This window comes from Intrasporangium chromatireducens Q5-1 (genome assembly GCF_000576575.1).
Classification (GTDB): Bacteria; Actinomycetota; Actinomycetes; order Actinomycetales; family Dermatophilaceae; genus Intrasporangium_A; species Intrasporangium_A chromatireducens.
On record NZ_AWQS01000092.1, the window covers coordinates 1 to 15177 of the forward strand.

Sequence of the window (15177 nt, forward strand, 5' to 3'; positions counted from 1 at the left end):
GAAGGAGGTGAGCGGCATACCCGGTGATACATCCGAGTTCGGGATCACGACGTGGGCCGACCCGTCGGTGAGCGAGGTTAGCGCCGTCTTGGTGGACGCGCCGCCCAGGTGCGGTGCCGCGGGTTCTGCATTTGGCCGGTGCCCGACCACAGGGTGACCCGGTTGCCATTGGCCGACCACGTTGCCCGCATCAGATGGCGCCACCCGCTGCCGGGGAGGCAGGAGGGCCACGTGCGAGCAGCGGGAGGTTCGGGTGGGCGTTCGCGAATAAGCCGCAGACCGGTCCGTTATGGGCGTTTTCGCAGGTCAGCGACACGACGCGCCCAAGGTGCCCGAACCGGTTGCGGTCATGGGGTCGAGTGCCTAGAGTTGCCCCTACATCTAGTAGTTACATGACTGTAAGTCGTCCACATGTAGTCCCCAGCGGTTGGCGGCTTACGCACACGTCATCAACAGGTTGTCCCCAAGGAGGAGGTCCCGAGTGCACTGCCCGTTCTGCCGGCACACCGACTCTCGGGTGATCGACTCGAGGACGACCGACGACGGCGCCTGCATCCGCAGGCGGCGCCAGTGCCCGGAGTGCGGCCGGCGCTTCACGACGCTCGAGACGAGCAGCCTCAGCGTCATCAAGCGGTCCGGTGTCTCCGAGCCGTTCAGCCGTGCCAAGGTCCTGTCCGGGGTGCGCAAGTCGTGCCAGGGCAGGCCCGTCACCGAGGACGACCTCGCCGTGCTCGCGCAGCAGGTCGAGGAGGCGATCCGGTCGCAGGGCAACGCGGAGGTCGAGGCGCACGAGGTCGGCATGGCCGTCCTCGAGCCGCTCCGCAAGCTCGATGAGATCGCCTACCTCCGGTTCGCCAGCGTCTACCAGGCGTGGGAGAGCCTCGAGGACTTCGAAGGAGCGATCGCGCTCCTTCGCGCCGAGCGGGACACCGCGGGCCTGCCGCCCGCGCCCGCCGACGTGACGCGGTAACCACCCCTCCACATCGTCGCCACGCAGCACCACGGGGCAGTGTCAGACCCCGGCGACAAACTGGCATGCAACAGCAGGTTCAGGCGTTTAACCACAGGGATCGATGGTCTGGGAGGCCACAGCATGACGGAGATCGGGAACCGCAGCTCACGCTCGCGGGGCGGTGCCAAGAAGGGCATCACCATCGAGCGCATCTACACGACGCCGGGCGTCCACCCGTATGACGAGGTGACCTGGGAGAAGCGGGACGTCGTCCAGCAGAACTGGAAGACGGGAGAGACCATCTTCGAGCAGCGGGGCGTCGAGTTCCCCGACTTCTGGTCCGTCAACGCCAGCACCATCGTCACGACGAAGTACTTCCGTGGCGCACTGGGGACCGACCAGCGCGAGACCTCGCTCAAGCAGCTCATCGACCGCGTCGTGCTGACCTACGTCAAGGCCGGCAAGGACCACGGCTACTTCGGGACCGAGGAGGACGCCGAGGTCTTCGAGCACGAGCTGACCCACGCGCTGCTGCACCAGGTGTTCTCGTTCAACTCGCCGGTGTGGTTCAACGTCGGCACGAAGTCGCCCCAGCAGGTCTCCGCCTGCTTCATCCTCTCCGTCGACGACTCGATGGACTCGATCCTGAACTGGTACAAGGAAGAGGGCAAGATCTTCCAGGGCGGGTCGGGTGCCGGCCTCAACCTCTCCCGGATCCGCTCGTCGAAGGAGCTGCTCAGCTCCGGTGGCACCGCCTCCGGTCCGGTCTCGTTCATGCGCGGCGCCGACGCGTCCGCCGGCACCATCAAGTCCGGCGGCGCGACCCGTCGGGCGGCCAAGATGGTCGTCCTCGACGTCGACCACCCCGACATCGAGGAGTTCGTCGAGACCAAGGCTCGCGAAGAGGACAAGATCCGTGCGCTGCGCGACGCCGGCTTCGACATGGACCTCGGCGGCAAGGACATCGTGTCGGTCCAGTACCAGAACGCGAACAACTCGGTGCGGGTGACGGACGAGTTCATGCAGGCCGTCGAGGACGGCACCGAGTTCGGCCTCCGCGCTCGTCTGACCGGTGAGGTCATCGAGACGGTGGACGCCCGCGACCTGTTCAAGAAGATCTCCCAGGCCGCGTGGGAGTGCGCCGACCCGGGCCTGCAGTACGACGACACGATCAACGCCTGGCACACGAACCCGGAGACCGGCCGCATCACCGCGTCCAACCCGTGCTCCGAGTACATGTCGCTCGACAACAGTTCGTGCAACCTCGCGTCGCTCAACCTGCTGAAGTTCCTGCGCGACGACGACACCTTCGACGCCGCCACGTTCCAGAAGGTCGCCGAGCTCGTCATCACCGCGATGGACATCTCGATCTGCTTTGCAGACTTCCCGACGGAGCCGATCGGGGACACGACGCGCAACTACCGCCAGCTCGGCATCGGCTACGCCAACCTCGGCGCCCTCCTCATGGCGACCGGCCACGGGTACGACTCGGAGGGTGGCCGGGCCCTCGCCGCCGCGATCACCTCCCTCCTGACCGGCGCGTCGTACAAGCGTTCGGCCGAGCTCGCCGCAGTGGTGGGCCCGTACAACGGCTATGCCCGCAACGCCGACGCGCACAAGCGCGTGATGCGCAAGCACCAGGCGGCCAACGACAACATCAAGACGCTCGACGCGATGGACCTGTCGGTGCACAAGTTGGCGACGAAGGCGTGGGACGACGTCATCAAGCTGGGTGAGAAGCACGGCTACCGCAACGCGCAGGCCTCCGTGCTCGCCCCGACCGGGACGATCGGCTTCATGATGGACTGCGACACGACGGGCATCGAGCCCGACTTCTCCCTCGTGAAGTTCAAGAAGCTCGTCGGCGGCGGTTCGATGCAGATCGTCAACCTCACGATCCCGCGCGCCCTGAAGAAGCTCGGTTACCAGCAGGAGCAGATCGAGGCGATCGTCGAGTACATCGCCGACAAGGGCCACGTCATCGACGCGCCTGGCCTCAAGCCGGAGCACTACGAGGTCTTCGACACGGCGATGGGCGCCCGGGCGATCCCGCCGATGGGCCACGTCAGGATGATGGCGGCCGTTCAGCCGTTCCTCTCCGGCGCGATCTCCAAGACGGTCAACCTCCCCGAGAGTGCGACGGTCGAGGACATCGAGATGGTCTACATGGAGGGCTGGAAGCTTGGCCTGAAGGCACTCGCTTGCTACCGCGACAACTGCAAGGTCGGGCAGCCGCTCTCGGACGCGAAGGCGAAGTCCGAGGCGAAGGATGAGGACAAGGCGGTCGAGAAGGTCATCGAGTACCGCCCGGTCCGGCGTCGCCTGCCGAAGCGCCGCACGTCGCAGACGACGTCGTTCGCGGTCGGGGGAGCCGAGGGGTACCTCACCGCTGGCACCTACGACGACGGGCAGCTCGGTGAGATCTTCCTGAAGTTCGGCAAGCAGGGCTCGACCCTCGCCGGTGTCATGGACGCCTTCTCGATCGCGGTGTCGATCGGTCTCCAGTACGGTGTCCCGCTCGAGACGTTCGTCGAGAAGTTCACCAACCTGCGGTTCGAGCCGGCTGGTCTCACGGACGACCCGGACGTGCGCATGGCGCAGTCGATCATGGACTACGTCTTCCGCCGGCTCGCCCTCGACTACCTCGACTTCGACACCCGCTCCTTCATCGGCATCCACACGGCGGCCGAGCGGGCCCGTCAGGTCGAGACCGGCTCCTTCGAGGAGATCGCCACCGAGGGTGACGACGACATCGAGGACGAGCTGCAGTCACTCCAGCAGTCGGCGCCCGTCGCCAAGAAGGTCGAGCCGAAGCAGGAGAAGGCCGAGGACAGGTCGGTCGAGGTCAAGTCCGGTGCGGGCGCCGCCTCTGCGCGTGCGACGTCCTCGGACGTGCACTCGTCAGCCGAGCTCATGGAGAAGTTCCAAGGGATCTCCGCGGACGCGCCGATCTGCATGACGTGCGGCACGAAGATGCGCCCGGCCGGCTCCTGCTACGTCTGCGAGGGCTGCGGAAGCACCAGCGGCTGCAGCTGAATCCGGGTGAACTCGGGTTATCCCCCACGCCTCTAAACCCGAGATCTACGAGGCTATTTAGGACCCGAGGCGCCGAGGGGATCTGGGTAATGTCCCGAATCCCCCGCCACACCTAACGTGAATCCCCGGGTGAGCGCACCGCTCACCCGGGGATCCGGTGCTGTCTAGGAGGGAGGTGCTGTGTCCGTGAGCAGTGTCCGTGTGCGCCGCGCCGAGACGACCTTCGACGACCGGGTCGTAGAGGCGGCCTTGGGGAGGTCGCCGCTCGACATCCACACGGTCGACTACGTACCGGCGCCCACCATCCGCGTCGGTGAGCGGATCCACGAGCCGACCAGCTACTTCCTGTGGCACCACTGCCGCGCCCACCCTGACCTGAAGACGGCCCAGCGCCGGGCCGTCGAGCTGGCACGCTGGCTGCGCTTCCTCCTCGACGACCGCGGCCTGCCACTGCTCCCGGGTCGCGACGACCCGGTCTTCGCAGCCCGCGAGGCCGACTTCGGCGCCTTCTACCGCCGCTTCCACTACGGGGTGCTCAACGACGCCGGGGACCTGGACCGCGAGCACGTCCTCAGCTCGGCCAGCTGGAGGAGTACCCGCACCGCCCTCAAGCTCTTCTACGAGTACCTCGAGCGCCGCTACCAGATCCCGGCACCGTTCGAGCTCGGCACCGTCCCGCACCACATCACCGGCCGTCCCGTGCGCAGCATCGTCGGTTACCGCCCGCGGCGTGCCGCCCGGGGTTCGAGCGGCCTGCCCCTCGAACCGGCCTACGTCGAGCTCCTCCTCCAGGCCGCACTGCGCATCGATCGCGACGGCGCTCAGCAGGACTACCTCGGAGCCGACCGCGATCACGCCATCCTCGCGCTGGCCTTCGCCAGCGGCCTGCGGCGCAACAACCTGGCCAATGTCACGACGTACGAGGTGCCGCCCCCGGCGCCGCGCCGCGACTTCACCGTGATGCCCGTCGCCGACTTCATCACCAAGGGTGACGCTGGCGGTGACGCGTTCGTGTTCAGCCACCACCTGCCGGCCGTGTGGGCATACATCGAGGGCCGGCGCGCGGAGTTGGCCGACAGCCACTCCTATCGACCCGAACGGCCCCTGCACGTCGTCGACGCCGACGAGCGCCGCGTCCTCTATGACAACCCCGCGGAGCCCGAGAACCGCACGCGCAGCCGCGCGTGGGCCCAGTGCGATGCCGCCTTCCGCCGCCGGCTCGTCAACCCGGACGGCTCGTCGCCGGTGCTGTTCCTCAACGAGTACAACGCGTACCCGGTCGCCTACGACAGCCTGTCCAACGTCATCGAGGGCGCCCGCGAGTTCGCGCGCACCCACATCGACCCTCGGTTCCCGGCGTCCTTCCGCATTCACGACACCAGGCACACATACGCCGTGCACCTCCTCCTGTCCGTCTACCACGGTGTCCTCGCCAAGAGCCTCGCGCCGGGGCGCCGAGGCGAGTACCAGGTTGACCACCTCGCCGCCGCGCTCGAGCTCGTCAAAGCCAGCCTCGGCCACGCCAGCGAGAGCTCGACCCGCCTCTACCTCTCGACCGCCCACCGGTTCATCGACCTGCCCCCCGAACAGTTCATCGGAGTGCTCTAGCCATGGCCCACCCCACCCGCGGGATCCGCAGCTCGACCCACGAGATCCTGAAGGTCTCCAAGGTCGACGAGACCAACCTCGAGCTCACACTCCGGATCGCCAGTCGCGCCGCCCCGAAGGTCGTCACGCTGTATGTGCCGCAGTCCGAGGCCGCCCGACAGATGCTGCGCGCGATCGCCGCCAGCATCACCGTCAGCCCCACCGCAGACCGCGACAGCCAGTGGGACTCGGCCGCGACCGTCCTCAACAATGTGGCGTCGGCGCAGGTCATGCTGACCGAACTGCTCGACGCGGGCTTCACTGACTTCGGCGACCGCACCTGGACATCCCCAGGCTGCGTTCGCTCTACAGGCCGCTGTCGACCGGGCAGATCCGCTCGGCGGTCCACCTCCTCGCCCGGGTGCTGCGTGCCGAGCACCCGAACGGCCGCGCCCTGTCCGTCGCCCTGAAGAACACCCGCGTCGGCGTCGACGAGACCAATCCGCACCGTTACGACACCGCGACGGGTGAGGCCATCGAACAAGCCGCTCGGGGGGTCTGGTCCTCCCACTACGCCGAGACACGCGAACTGTTCGCCGACATGGGCTTCAACGTCCGAGCCGACCGCGGCCGGGCCTGGCTTGAGATCCCCGCCACCGATGTCATCGACTGGGCCCGTGCCACCCATCCCGACTTCAGCGTGCCCGATCGGGCTCAGCCGCTGCGCGCGTCGCGCACCGAGCAGGCTGCTTGGGCAGTGACCCACCCCGAACCCTTCGGTATCGCGCGCGGCCGTCGCCAACAGATCGTGGCCCCGAGCCTGCGACGCATCGGTGAGCTGCTCTATCCGCGACGCGACGTCCTCACCGCAGCCTTGATCCTGCACTGCCTTGGCGACTCCAGCGGCTACAACTACTCCGTTCTGCTCGAGAAGAGCATCGACAGCCTCACCCACCTCGGCCCCGGCACCGCGGTAGAACGGTCCGTCAAGGCGCGCAACATCGTCGAGGACACCCGCGCGACCCGGACGCGATCCATCTACGATCCGGGCGGACTGATCGAGGTCCTCATTGGGCTCACACGCTTCAGCCGCCACCACCGCCGGGGCCTGAAGGGCCCGGACGGCCAGCCCCACCCGCTCGTCGCGCGCCTCTATGTCGAACACTTCGCCAACTCCCGCACCGCTCATCTGCTCTCCGCCCAGGGCGCCCAGTCCGGGTGGCGCCAGCGAGTGTTCGACGCCCACTGGCCCGGCCTACCCGAGGATGACGTCGACACCTGGCAGGGCGACCGACGCGCCGGCCGCCGAAGCCAGGTGGGAGGTTCAGCCGAGCAACCGCCTCTGGATGCCGGCATCTTCAGCGCCGGCGCCGACCCGAGTCCGGAAGGGAACTCCGACTCTCCACGAACAGGACCGGAAGGAGGACTCGGCTCGGCGGGGGACGATGGCACCGCTCGGGTCCGCAAACGTTCGGAGGTGCCAATGCACTTCATGGCCTTGCGCAACCTTGCTCAGGAGCGGGCACTCAAGCTCGGACTGCGGGCCGACGTGCACGGCCACACCGAGCGCACCAAGGTCGGCTACCTGGCCCATGTGCTGCCCAGCCACGTCTTCGACGCCCATGCGATCGCTGGCCAGGACGCCTTCCACGACTCGACCGTCGCCGCGTTCACCCTCGTGGCCGACGCCGGCGAGTCGGCCTGGCCTGCCGCAGAGCTCGCCGCCGTGGACAAGGACACAGTCGTCAACCTTGAGGTCGGACTGTGCACCAGCGGCGGCAACGATCCGGGCGACCAGAGCAGGCCGTGCAACCTGGGCATCACCGCCTGCTTCACCTGCCCGAACGGCTGGCGCACCGTCGAGCATATTCCCGGCCTGCTGGCCGCTGTCGAGGTCACCCACGTCATCGAGACCCACAACGTCGAGGAGTGGGACCAGGGCGAGGCCCAGGAGCTGCGCTACTTCGCCCAGGCTGCCCTGGACCAGTTCCCGCCCGTCGTCGTCGAGAATGTGCGCCGCAGCGTCGACCTGACCCCCCACATTCACACCGTCACCGGCATGTACCTGGAGCTGAGACATGGCTGACGTCGTCACACTGCACCGCAACTCCGCACGCCACGGCGAGGAGAGTCTCTTCGCCGACCACGAGCTCATCCGCGACCTGGTTCCCGGCGGCGCCGATCTGCTGCACGACTCGAGGTTCGGGGACGACGTGTGGAATCTGGCCGGTCACTCGTCGTGGAAGTCCAAGGCGGGTAGACAGACCGATCTTGACCTGAGCCAGGTCGACGTCCGCTGGCGCGACGCGGTCAAGCACCTGTGCGTACTGCAGATGGCGCCGCACTTGGCCAAGGACCGCGCGCCGGACGGCCCGATGGCTGACACGTGGGCGTCGGGGCAGGAACCCGTCCAGCCTGTGACCGCCCAAGGCAATCTGAAGATGCTCTCGCACGCGCTGCGCGCCATCGACCGAGCCAGGATCATCGAGTTCGACGAGGCGGCCTGGGAGCGCATCCAGCAGTTGCTCGTCACCCCGCATGACGCCAAGGAGAAGGCGGCCGGCACCGTCCTCTCACCCGCAACCGGCCGGGGCCGGGCACAGCAGCTCATCGGCCTGTGGCAGGTCTGCCTAATGTTGGACCGCGACGACCTCCTCGGCGGGATCCAGCCCTTCGACGGCCGGGAGACCTCGACGCTGTATCGGGGCCGGACGAAGGCGAAGACCAACGCCGTGCGCCCGAGCGACGCGGTGGGCAAGTACCTCGGGTTCACCGGCTGGGTCGCCGACCACGTCACCGCGGACGTCGTGCGCCATGTCGATTGGTGGGCGGCCAACTCCCGGCAGGACGAGCCTCTGAGTGAGGACGAGCTGCGTGCCGACCTGTTCGACCTCCTCGTCGATATCGCCGAACGCAACAACGGACGAGTGCCCGGCACACGCAACAAGAAGGGTGTGCTGACGTTGGCGCACGGCGCACTGGGCCGGTTCCTGGGTCAGCACGACGCTGACGAGGCGTTCCTTGCGGGCCGGTGGGCAATGAGCCAACTGCGAGGGCATGTGGAGCCGTCGGAGGACGTCACGCCCTGCCCGTTGCCGATCACGACGATCGACACCCCCGACGGGCCCGTGCCGTGGGCCCGGCGCCTGCTGCCGCAGTTCGATGAGCTCGACTGGTGGCACCGCGCGATCGTGTACACGACGATGTACTACCTGTCCGCCACTCTGATGCTGCGCGACCAGCAGCTCGCGGTGCTCGCGGTGGACCCGATCACCGTCGAGACGGTCGAGCGCCCCGACGGGGCACCCCACGTCCGCAACGTCCTGCACGCCCACCGCACCAAGAACCGTCACAGTCCCGTCCCGACCACCGTGATCGCCAACGCCCGAATCGTGCGCCTGCTGCGACTGATGCGCGAACTGCAGCAGTCGCTCGGCTACGAGCCCGCATTGTCAGAGGTCGGTCTGCCGATGCTGTTCGACCAGCGGCTGGCGGTCCCGCTGGGCAAGGACCCTCGCGTCAACGCCCGCACGTCGCTGCACCTGGACGCAGGGTTCGCCAACGTCCTGAGAGGCGCCGCCGCGCGGCTGGTCGACCGGGGTGTGATCCAGCGCGACCTGGGCGACCTGAAGGTCTCGATGCGCGAGGTGCGGATCACGTGCGCGCAGGCATGGGCATCGCGAGAGCACGGCGCCGCCCTCGCCGCCGCCTACGGCCAATGGGACACCAGGAAGGTCGCCATGGGCTACGTCAGCGACGTGTACAAGCAGCTGATCACCCCGGTCGACCCGGACGACGCCGCCGACCTCGTCAACGAGACCAAGGGCCGTGCCCTCATCGCCGCGGCACGCAGCCGTGATTCCCTAACCGGTCGCGGCCTGCCCCGGCTCGACGAGGCCATCCATCGCGCCGACATCCCGCTGGCCAACCCCACACCACTGACGCCCGCGCGGCTGCGCACCCTGGGCAAGAGGAACAAGAACGTCCAGCAAGGCACGTTCACGCTGTGCATGTGGCAGCGCGAGGGCGCGCGCTGCGAGGGACTCGCCGGGCCGGACTTTCGAAAGTGCGCGCCCGGGGAGTGCCGCAACTCGGTTATGTCCCGGGGCGACCGAGCCCGCTACGAGCTGCGCCGCCGCGCGGACCTGGCGTCTGATTCCGCGCCCGGCCGCCGGAACGCAGGCCGGATGGACGCCATGAACCCGGACATCAAGACCGAGTTCGCCGACTCATCCGAGGAGGACCTGCAGGCCATCCTGAAGGCCGACTACGACGCCTGGGTCGCCGGCACGGTCGAGACGGGCGGACCGAAGTGAGCGCGGACGGACTCGAGGAGCTGCTGCGCGTCGCCGCCCGCGTCCACAGCGGCGAGACGCTCACCGCGGAGCTGATGGCCGAGGAGAAGGTTCCCGCGCGGCTACGCCTCCTGATCGCAGCGGCAGTCCTGGTGGCCGCGGACAGGTCGCCCAGCAAGAAGGCCATCATCGACACCGCTCCGGCCGGGTGGTCGGCCACCAACCGTAACCACGGGGCGTTCGTCGAGGAGGTCCAGCAACTCCTGCCGGCGCTGGTGAACGCGCAGCTCAACGCTCGCCAAGGCGCTGTCACCAGCGCCGACCTACGCGCCCAGCTGCACGACGCGCACGCGAGCGTGCAGCGCGAACGCACCCGTCGACAGGAGCTCGAGGACGAGCTACGCCACGTCCGCCAGTACGCACTCGAGCTGCACCGCCGACTGCAACCCGAGTACGACGCGATGATGCGAGAGCGCGCCCAGAAGGTGCGCACGCTGCGCCCCGTCGTGGACCCGGAGCCCCTCTTGCCGCCGTCCGAGGCCGCTGACGAGGGTGGCGCCGGCGAGCACGGCGACGATCCGGCCGATGACCGCGTCTGACAGAACGGGCCTGGCAGCCGGACACCGAGAGAGACGACGTGGCAACTGAGCTCCCAGGCTGGTGCAAGTGGTGCGGGATCGGACTCGACCACCATGAACGCGCCGCCGGGCGGGCCCGCGAGTTCTGCTCCGACAGGTGCCGCCAACGGGCGAGTCGCGAGAGCCGGCTGCGCGAAGCGCTCGGCAAGGAGGTGGGGCTCAACGCAGCCCAGGCCGAGCGACTGCTCGACCTCTTCAACGTGTCACTCAAACGCAGAACGTGACGTCTATCCGTCACGAAACGGCCCGGCCTCAGAACCGCCCCCCACGGCCGAAGAGGTGACGGGGGACTGCTTCCTGCCTTTACGGTCGAGGGTTGATGCGCTCGAGACGATACGTCTGCCGCAGGCGCGCGAGGCCGACCGCGGCGAGGATGAGCAGGGCGGCCAACCCGATGAACGCGGGGACCGTATCCGGTGCCAGGAGGCTCCGTAGCTGCTGGAAGCCGGCCTGCTGCAACCACCACGGCAAGCACATCAGCAGATACGCGGCGATGTGTCTGCGCAGTCCGGGCACGACGGCGACCACCAGTACGCCCGGGATGGTTACCCAGCTGACCGCGTCGCTGATCGGTCGGGTCACCAGGTACACGTCGTAGAACGTGGTACTCCAGTCACCGTCGTGCGTCACCGAGGAGAAGACCCACAACAGGGCCACCCCGGCAACGGCTGCAACGCCCCCAGCGACCCAGGCCCGGCGTCCGGGACGCACCGCCACGGGGGCCGCGGCCGCGACCATGGCCAGACCGAACACCAATGCCAGATGCATCACGAGCGGCCGATTGACCGGTACGACGGCACTGACGAGCGGCGCGGCCAGTGCGGCTGCTGCGGTCACCGCGAACCAGCCCTGCCCGGCGCGGGCACGACCCAGAATCGTGCACAGACTGCCGACCATCGCGGTAAGGCACACGATCGTGCCGAGGCCCGGCGTCCCGAAACCCGTCTCGGCTGCCTGCCACCCCGCGGCAACGTCAGCGTCCTCGATGCTCAACAGGGGCGCCCCTGCTCGCCGCGGCAGCCACTCGCCGAACACGAGGGCTGCCACCGACACGACCATCAGCATCATCGACGCTCCGGCGGCAGCCACCTCCCGAGTGCGGCGGGTGCACCACCCGAACAGCTCCTCCACGCGAACCAGGAGCCCGTTGCCCACCAGCGAGCTGGCCTCGCGCCAGTCGACGGCTGGGCCGGCGTTTCCTGCAGGTTCCAGCAGCACCCCCAACACCTCGTCCGCGTACCGCGCCCGCCACCGCCGAGGGTAGGCGCCCATCGCGAGCCGGTAGACCCGTGCTGCCCGGTCGAGCGACTCAACGTCCCCGCCTGGCCGACCACCGGCGCCCGCGCGGCCGGTCATGCGGTCACCGTCCGGGCCGCCCGAGCCGTCCGGGCCGCAAGAGCGCGCTTGGCCCGAGCGGCGTTCGCTGCCGCACGCGCCGCCTCCTCGGCGAGCCGCGCCGCGCCTTGGTCGGTCAGCTCGTAGTAGCGACGACGACGCCCGTCCACCACCTCCGAGTCACACGCCCGCACCAGCCCCTCCGCTTCGAGGCGCTCCAACGCCGCGTACAGAGTCCCGGCTCTCAACCGCACCCGGCCCTCTGAGGCAGCCGTCACCTCCCGCATCACCGCATAACCATGTCGAGGCCCGCCCGCCAGCGCCGTCAACACCAGGAAGGTCGGCTCCTGCATCCCCGTCTTCGCCATGTCCGCAACATAGTCAGTTCATCGGCATATCAGAACGCGACGCGCCGAGACGGCGCCTCCACTTCGTCCCGCTCCTGGTATCGAACGCAGCATGGTGCATCTGCGGCCTAGGCATGGCTAGCAGGTCGGGCGACCTCGCAGGGCAAGTCCGGCGAGCACGGCCGACGAACAGCGGTCCAAGCTGGCCCCGAGTCTGTCGAGCTCCTGCGGCGAGAAGTTCTCAACCCGGCGATGCATCGTAATCATCTTCCGGTCACAATCGGTCCGATGACGGACTAGGAGACGCTGCAGGGGGATAGCTCGTTCCCTCGAAGTGCCCCCCTGCTGGGGAGCTACAACTGCAGCACGCAGGACGCCCGAATCCACCCTGCGGGTACTGAAGCTGATGGGGGATAGGTGCCCTTTACCTACGACCAGCTGATGTGATCGGTCAGGAGATGTCACGCTCAACTTGGTCACGAGTGACATTCTCTTGGTCAGCAATGTCACCGATTCGGTCAAGATGACATTCCGGTAGCGAGACGGCCCGGCTCCCCAAGGGGGCCGGGCCGTTCCGCGTTCATGGCCGGCGAGCAGGCACACCCGGCTGAACGGCCCGCTTACGGAGGGCGCGACATGGTCGGAAACGTCATCATCTGCCGATGTGCAGGCGAGTGGAGTAGAGGCGTGGGAGGGTGCGCTTCATGAGTGAACGGTTCTACTCGGACGCCAGGCTGTACGACCGGTTGTTCCCGGGCGGCGAGCCGGCCGCTGACTTCTACAAGGCCCAGGCCGATCGGCAGAGCGGGACTGTCTTGGAGCTCGGATGCGGCACCGGGCACAAGCTGATCCCCATCGCCTCCGACGGGCATCCGTGCACCGGTCTGGAACTCGCGCCGGAGATGCTCGCCGAAGCTCAGCGCAAGGCGCACGAACGCGGCGTGGAGGTGGAGTGGGTGCAGGGCGACATGCGTGACTTCCACCTCGGCCGCACGTTCGACCTCGTGTTCATTGCGGCCAACTCATTGCTGCACCTGCATGAGACAGCCGACTTGCTCAGCTGCTTCCGATGCGTGCGAGCGCACCTGGCACCCGGAGCGCGCTTTTTCTTCGACGTGTTCAACCCGAACGTGCGCTTCCTTGCCGATGCCGACGGCGTCCGACGCACCCGCGATTCGCTCTCGTTCGCCGATCCCGACCGCGGCAAAAGTCAGGGTTGATGTCGCCGAGACCTACGATGCCGCCGCGCAGGTGACTCACGGCACCTGGCACTTCTCCACCGCCATCGAGCCCAACTTCGTCAACGCACCGCTCATGCTCAGGAGCATCTTCCCTCAGGAGCTGCCACTGCTGCTTTCCTTGGGTGGGCTTCGGCTCCTCGAGCGCTTCGGCGACTGGTCCGGTCGACCCTTCAACGGAGATGCGGCGATCCAGCTCTGCGTCTGCGAATCGGAATGAAGAGATGAGGCGGACCGACTTCCGATCAGGCCATTTTCAAAGCACGCTCCATGCCGCACGGAGGACGTTCGTCCCAGCATTCCGCGGCCAAGGAAGTCGCTGACGACCCGGTGTCCGTGCTGCGGCGACATACGATTCCGGAATGGCACGGGTGCTGCTTACCGGAATGTCGGGCGCAGGCAAGACCACCGTCCTCGCCGCGGTAGCACGCCGCGGCTATGCAACGGTCGACACCGACTACGACGGCTGGGAACTGCCCGGCGCGGTGTGGGACGAGCCGCGGATGAGTGCGCTGCTCAGCGAACACGCCACCATCGCCGTCAGCGGGACGGCACAGAACCAGGGCGGTTTCTACGACAGGTTCGAGCATGTGATCTACCTGCATGTCCCGTTGGAGGTGCTCCTCGAACGGGTGCGCACCCGCACCAACAACCCCTATGGTAAGAGCGCTGATCAGCAGGATGACATCGCGAGGTATGTCGCGGAGGTCGAACCGCTGCTTCGACGAACCGCGACTCTCGAGCTCGACGGCATGCTGCCGGTGCCGGACCTGACCGACCGCCTCGAGCAGTGCTTGCGCTGCTCCCGGCGGCCCTGATCCGGCCCCTTCGGTGTCAAGGGGCGCTGTGCACGGAGGTCGTGGGTGGGTGTTGGCGGGCCCTGGCCAGCCAGGCCTTCGTCTGTCGCTAATGGCGTGCCGGGCGGACGATTGGATCATTCACGGGTAACAGCGCCTCCGTGGTTGTTATGGTTCCCGCACGATAGACGGTGGGAAGGACGTGTGTCCCGGTCTCACCGGGACTGCTTCGCCAGGCTCAAAGGAGCAGCAGATGACCCGCTTCCTGGGCTTGTGGCATGTCCTGCTTCTCGGCTTGGGTGCTTGGGCGCTGTGGTGGACGGCGTCACCGTTCGACGGCGGGCCAGTGTTCTACTTCGGTGTGGCGGACACCCTGACGCTTGGGCTTCCGGCGTTGGGCTGCGCGATAGTGGGCGGCCCCCTGGAGGGCCTGCTGGAAGGGCGGGGGCACCGTGTGACAGCCGCCGTCGCTACTGTCGCGGTCTCCCTGCCTGCTCTGTTCGTCGGCCTCATGTACGCGGACTTGTCGGGCGACCAAACTCCCCCGGTGATCGCTCAAGCCCGCTGGTATGCGTTCCTGATGCCGGCATGCGTGTTGGCGCTGTACCACGCGTTGGTGTGGCGCATCGCGACGTTTACCGCATCCCGAGTGGCCGCACGCCACTACCCACGCAAAGCCCGGCCCGGAGGACGAACCGCAGGCGCATGACCACCCGCCCTCCCACACCCGATGGTCCTCGCGGGGTGGGCGGATCGGCCGATTTCGCTCAGGTGTGCTCAACCGGATTAAGGGCGCTTGAGTCCAAGGGGGACGGCCGTCGATGTCGCCCACGAAGCGATAGTCGCTGAGTCGAAGCACTCATCTGCCGCCGACCGGGCGGCTGATGAGCGGTAGACGCTCATTGAGATATGTGGGTGATCGAAGCCGGTGGTCGGACATCCGCTCACTGGT

14 protein-coding genes are annotated in these 15177 nt (G+C 67.8%); 12 read left to right on the plus strand and 2 right to left on the minus strand.

Annotated features, from left to right (window positions below):
* The first annotated feature begins 481 nt into the window (after positions 1-481).
* The 8 genes from nrdR (at position 482) to N864_RS11965 (ending at position 10732) form a co-directional block, all read left to right on the plus strand.
* Entirely contained in the window at positions 482-970 is a 489-nt protein-coding gene (nrdR, locus tag N864_RS11930) for a transcriptional regulator NrdR (RefSeq protein WP_034716934.1), read from the plus strand.
* Between the two features lie 123 nt (positions 971-1093).
* The gene (locus N864_RS11935) at positions 1094-3988 is read left to right on the plus strand and encodes a vitamin B12-dependent ribonucleotide reductase (protein WP_034716936.1); all 2895 of its coding nucleotides are present in this window, start codon (positions 1094-1096) and stop codon (positions 3986-3988) included.
* Positions 3989-4174: 186 nt separating this feature from the next.
* A complete protein-coding gene (locus N864_RS11940; protein WP_155892916.1) occupies positions 4175-5596 on the plus strand; it encodes a hypothetical protein in 1422 nt (473 codons plus the stop codon).
* Positions 5597-5598: 2 nt separating this feature from the next.
* The gene (locus N864_RS11945; protein WP_034716940.1) at positions 5599-6045 is read left to right on the plus strand and encodes a hypothetical protein; all 447 of its coding nucleotides are present in this window, start codon (positions 5599-5601) and stop codon (positions 6043-6045) included.
* Positions 5997-7661, plus strand: coding sequence for a hypothetical protein (locus tag N864_RS11950; RefSeq protein WP_034716942.1), 1665 nt, complete (start codon positions 5997-5999; stop codon positions 7659-7661). Before N864_RS11945 ends, N864_RS11950 begins: the two co-directional genes overlap by 49 nt.
* On the plus strand, positions 7654-9891 hold the full coding sequence (locus tag N864_RS11955) for a hypothetical protein (protein ID WP_034716944.1): 2238 nt from the start codon (positions 7654-7656) through the stop codon (positions 9889-9891). Before N864_RS11950 ends, N864_RS11955 begins: the two co-directional genes overlap by 8 nt.
* Entirely contained in the window at positions 9888-10469 is a 582-nt protein-coding gene (locus N864_RS11960; RefSeq protein WP_034716946.1) for a hypothetical protein, read from the plus strand. Before N864_RS11955 ends, N864_RS11960 begins: the two co-directional genes overlap by 4 nt.
* Positions 10470-10507: 38 nt before the next feature.
* Positions 10508-10732 carry a hypothetical protein gene (locus N864_RS11965; protein ID WP_034716947.1) on the plus strand — a complete coding sequence of 75 codons (225 nt, stop codon included), beginning with the start codon at positions 10508-10510 and terminating at the stop codon, positions 10730-10732.
* 79 nt (positions 10733-10811) lie between these two features.
* On the opposite strand, the gene N864_RS11970 is transcribed toward N864_RS11965, so the two are convergent.
* Positions 10812-11735, minus strand: a complete 924-nt coding sequence (locus N864_RS11970; RefSeq protein ID WP_155892917.1) for a hypothetical protein — start codon at positions 11733-11735, stop codon at positions 10812-10814.
* Between the two features lie 125 nt (positions 11736-11860).
* Positions 11861-12211 (minus strand): PadR family transcriptional regulator, encoded by a 351-nt coding sequence (locus N864_RS11975; protein ID WP_240474303.1) that lies wholly within the window; start codon positions 12209-12211, stop codon positions 11861-11863.
* 683 nt (positions 12212-12894) lie between these two features.
* On the opposite strand from N864_RS11975, the gene N864_RS11980 reads away from it, so the two are divergent.
* The 4 genes from N864_RS11980 to N864_RS11990 all read left to right on the plus strand — a co-directional run bounded on the left by N864_RS11980 (position 12895) and on the right by N864_RS11990 (position 14934).
* Complete coding sequence (locus tag N864_RS11980; protein WP_205620932.1) at positions 12895-13410, plus strand: class I SAM-dependent DNA methyltransferase; 516 nt, start codon at positions 12895-12897, stop codon at positions 13408-13410.
* 31 nt (positions 13411-13441) lie between these two features.
* Positions 13442-13648 (plus strand): hypothetical protein, encoded by a 207-nt coding sequence (locus N864_RS25690; RefSeq protein WP_205620933.1) that lies wholly within the window; start codon positions 13442-13444, stop codon positions 13646-13648.
* Between the two features lie 142 nt (positions 13649-13790).
* Positions 13791-14246, plus strand: coding sequence for an AAA family ATPase (locus N864_RS11985; protein WP_034716951.1), 456 nt, complete (start codon positions 13791-13793; stop codon positions 14244-14246).
* Positions 14247-14478: 232 nt separating this feature from the next.
* The gene (locus tag N864_RS11990; RefSeq protein WP_034716952.1) at positions 14479-14934 is read left to right on the plus strand and encodes a hypothetical protein; all 456 of its coding nucleotides are present in this window, start codon (positions 14479-14481) and stop codon (positions 14932-14934) included.
* The last annotated feature ends 243 nt before the right edge of the window (positions 14935-15177 follow it).

Bases quoted from the DNA above. Each gene is read 5' to 3' on its own strand.
- N864_RS11980 (WP_205620932.1), top strand. From the start codon at position 12,895: ATGAGTGAACGGTTCTACTCGGACGCCAGGCTGTACGACCGGTTGTTC.
- N864_RS11945 (WP_034716940.1), top strand. From the start codon at position 5,599: ATGGCCCACCCCACCCGCGGGATCCGCAGCTCGACCCACGAGATCCTG.
- N864_RS11985 (WP_034716951.1), top strand. From the start codon at position 13,791: ATGGCACGGGTGCTGCTTACCGGAATGTCGGGCGCAGGCAAGACCACC.
- N864_RS11935 (WP_034716936.1), top strand. From the start codon at position 1,094: ATGACGGAGATCGGGAACCGCAGCTCACGCTCGCGGGGCGGTGCCAAG.
- N864_RS11975 (WP_240474303.1), bottom strand. From the start codon at position 12,211: ATGGCGAAGACGGGGATGCAGGAGCCGACCTTCCTGGTGTTGACGGCG.
- N864_RS11955 (WP_034716944.1), top strand. From the start codon at position 7,654: ATGGCTGACGTCGTCACACTGCACCGCAACTCCGCACGCCACGGCGAG.
- N864_RS11990 (WP_034716952.1), top strand. From the start codon at position 14,479: ATGACCCGCTTCCTGGGCTTGTGGCATGTCCTGCTTCTCGGCTTGGGT.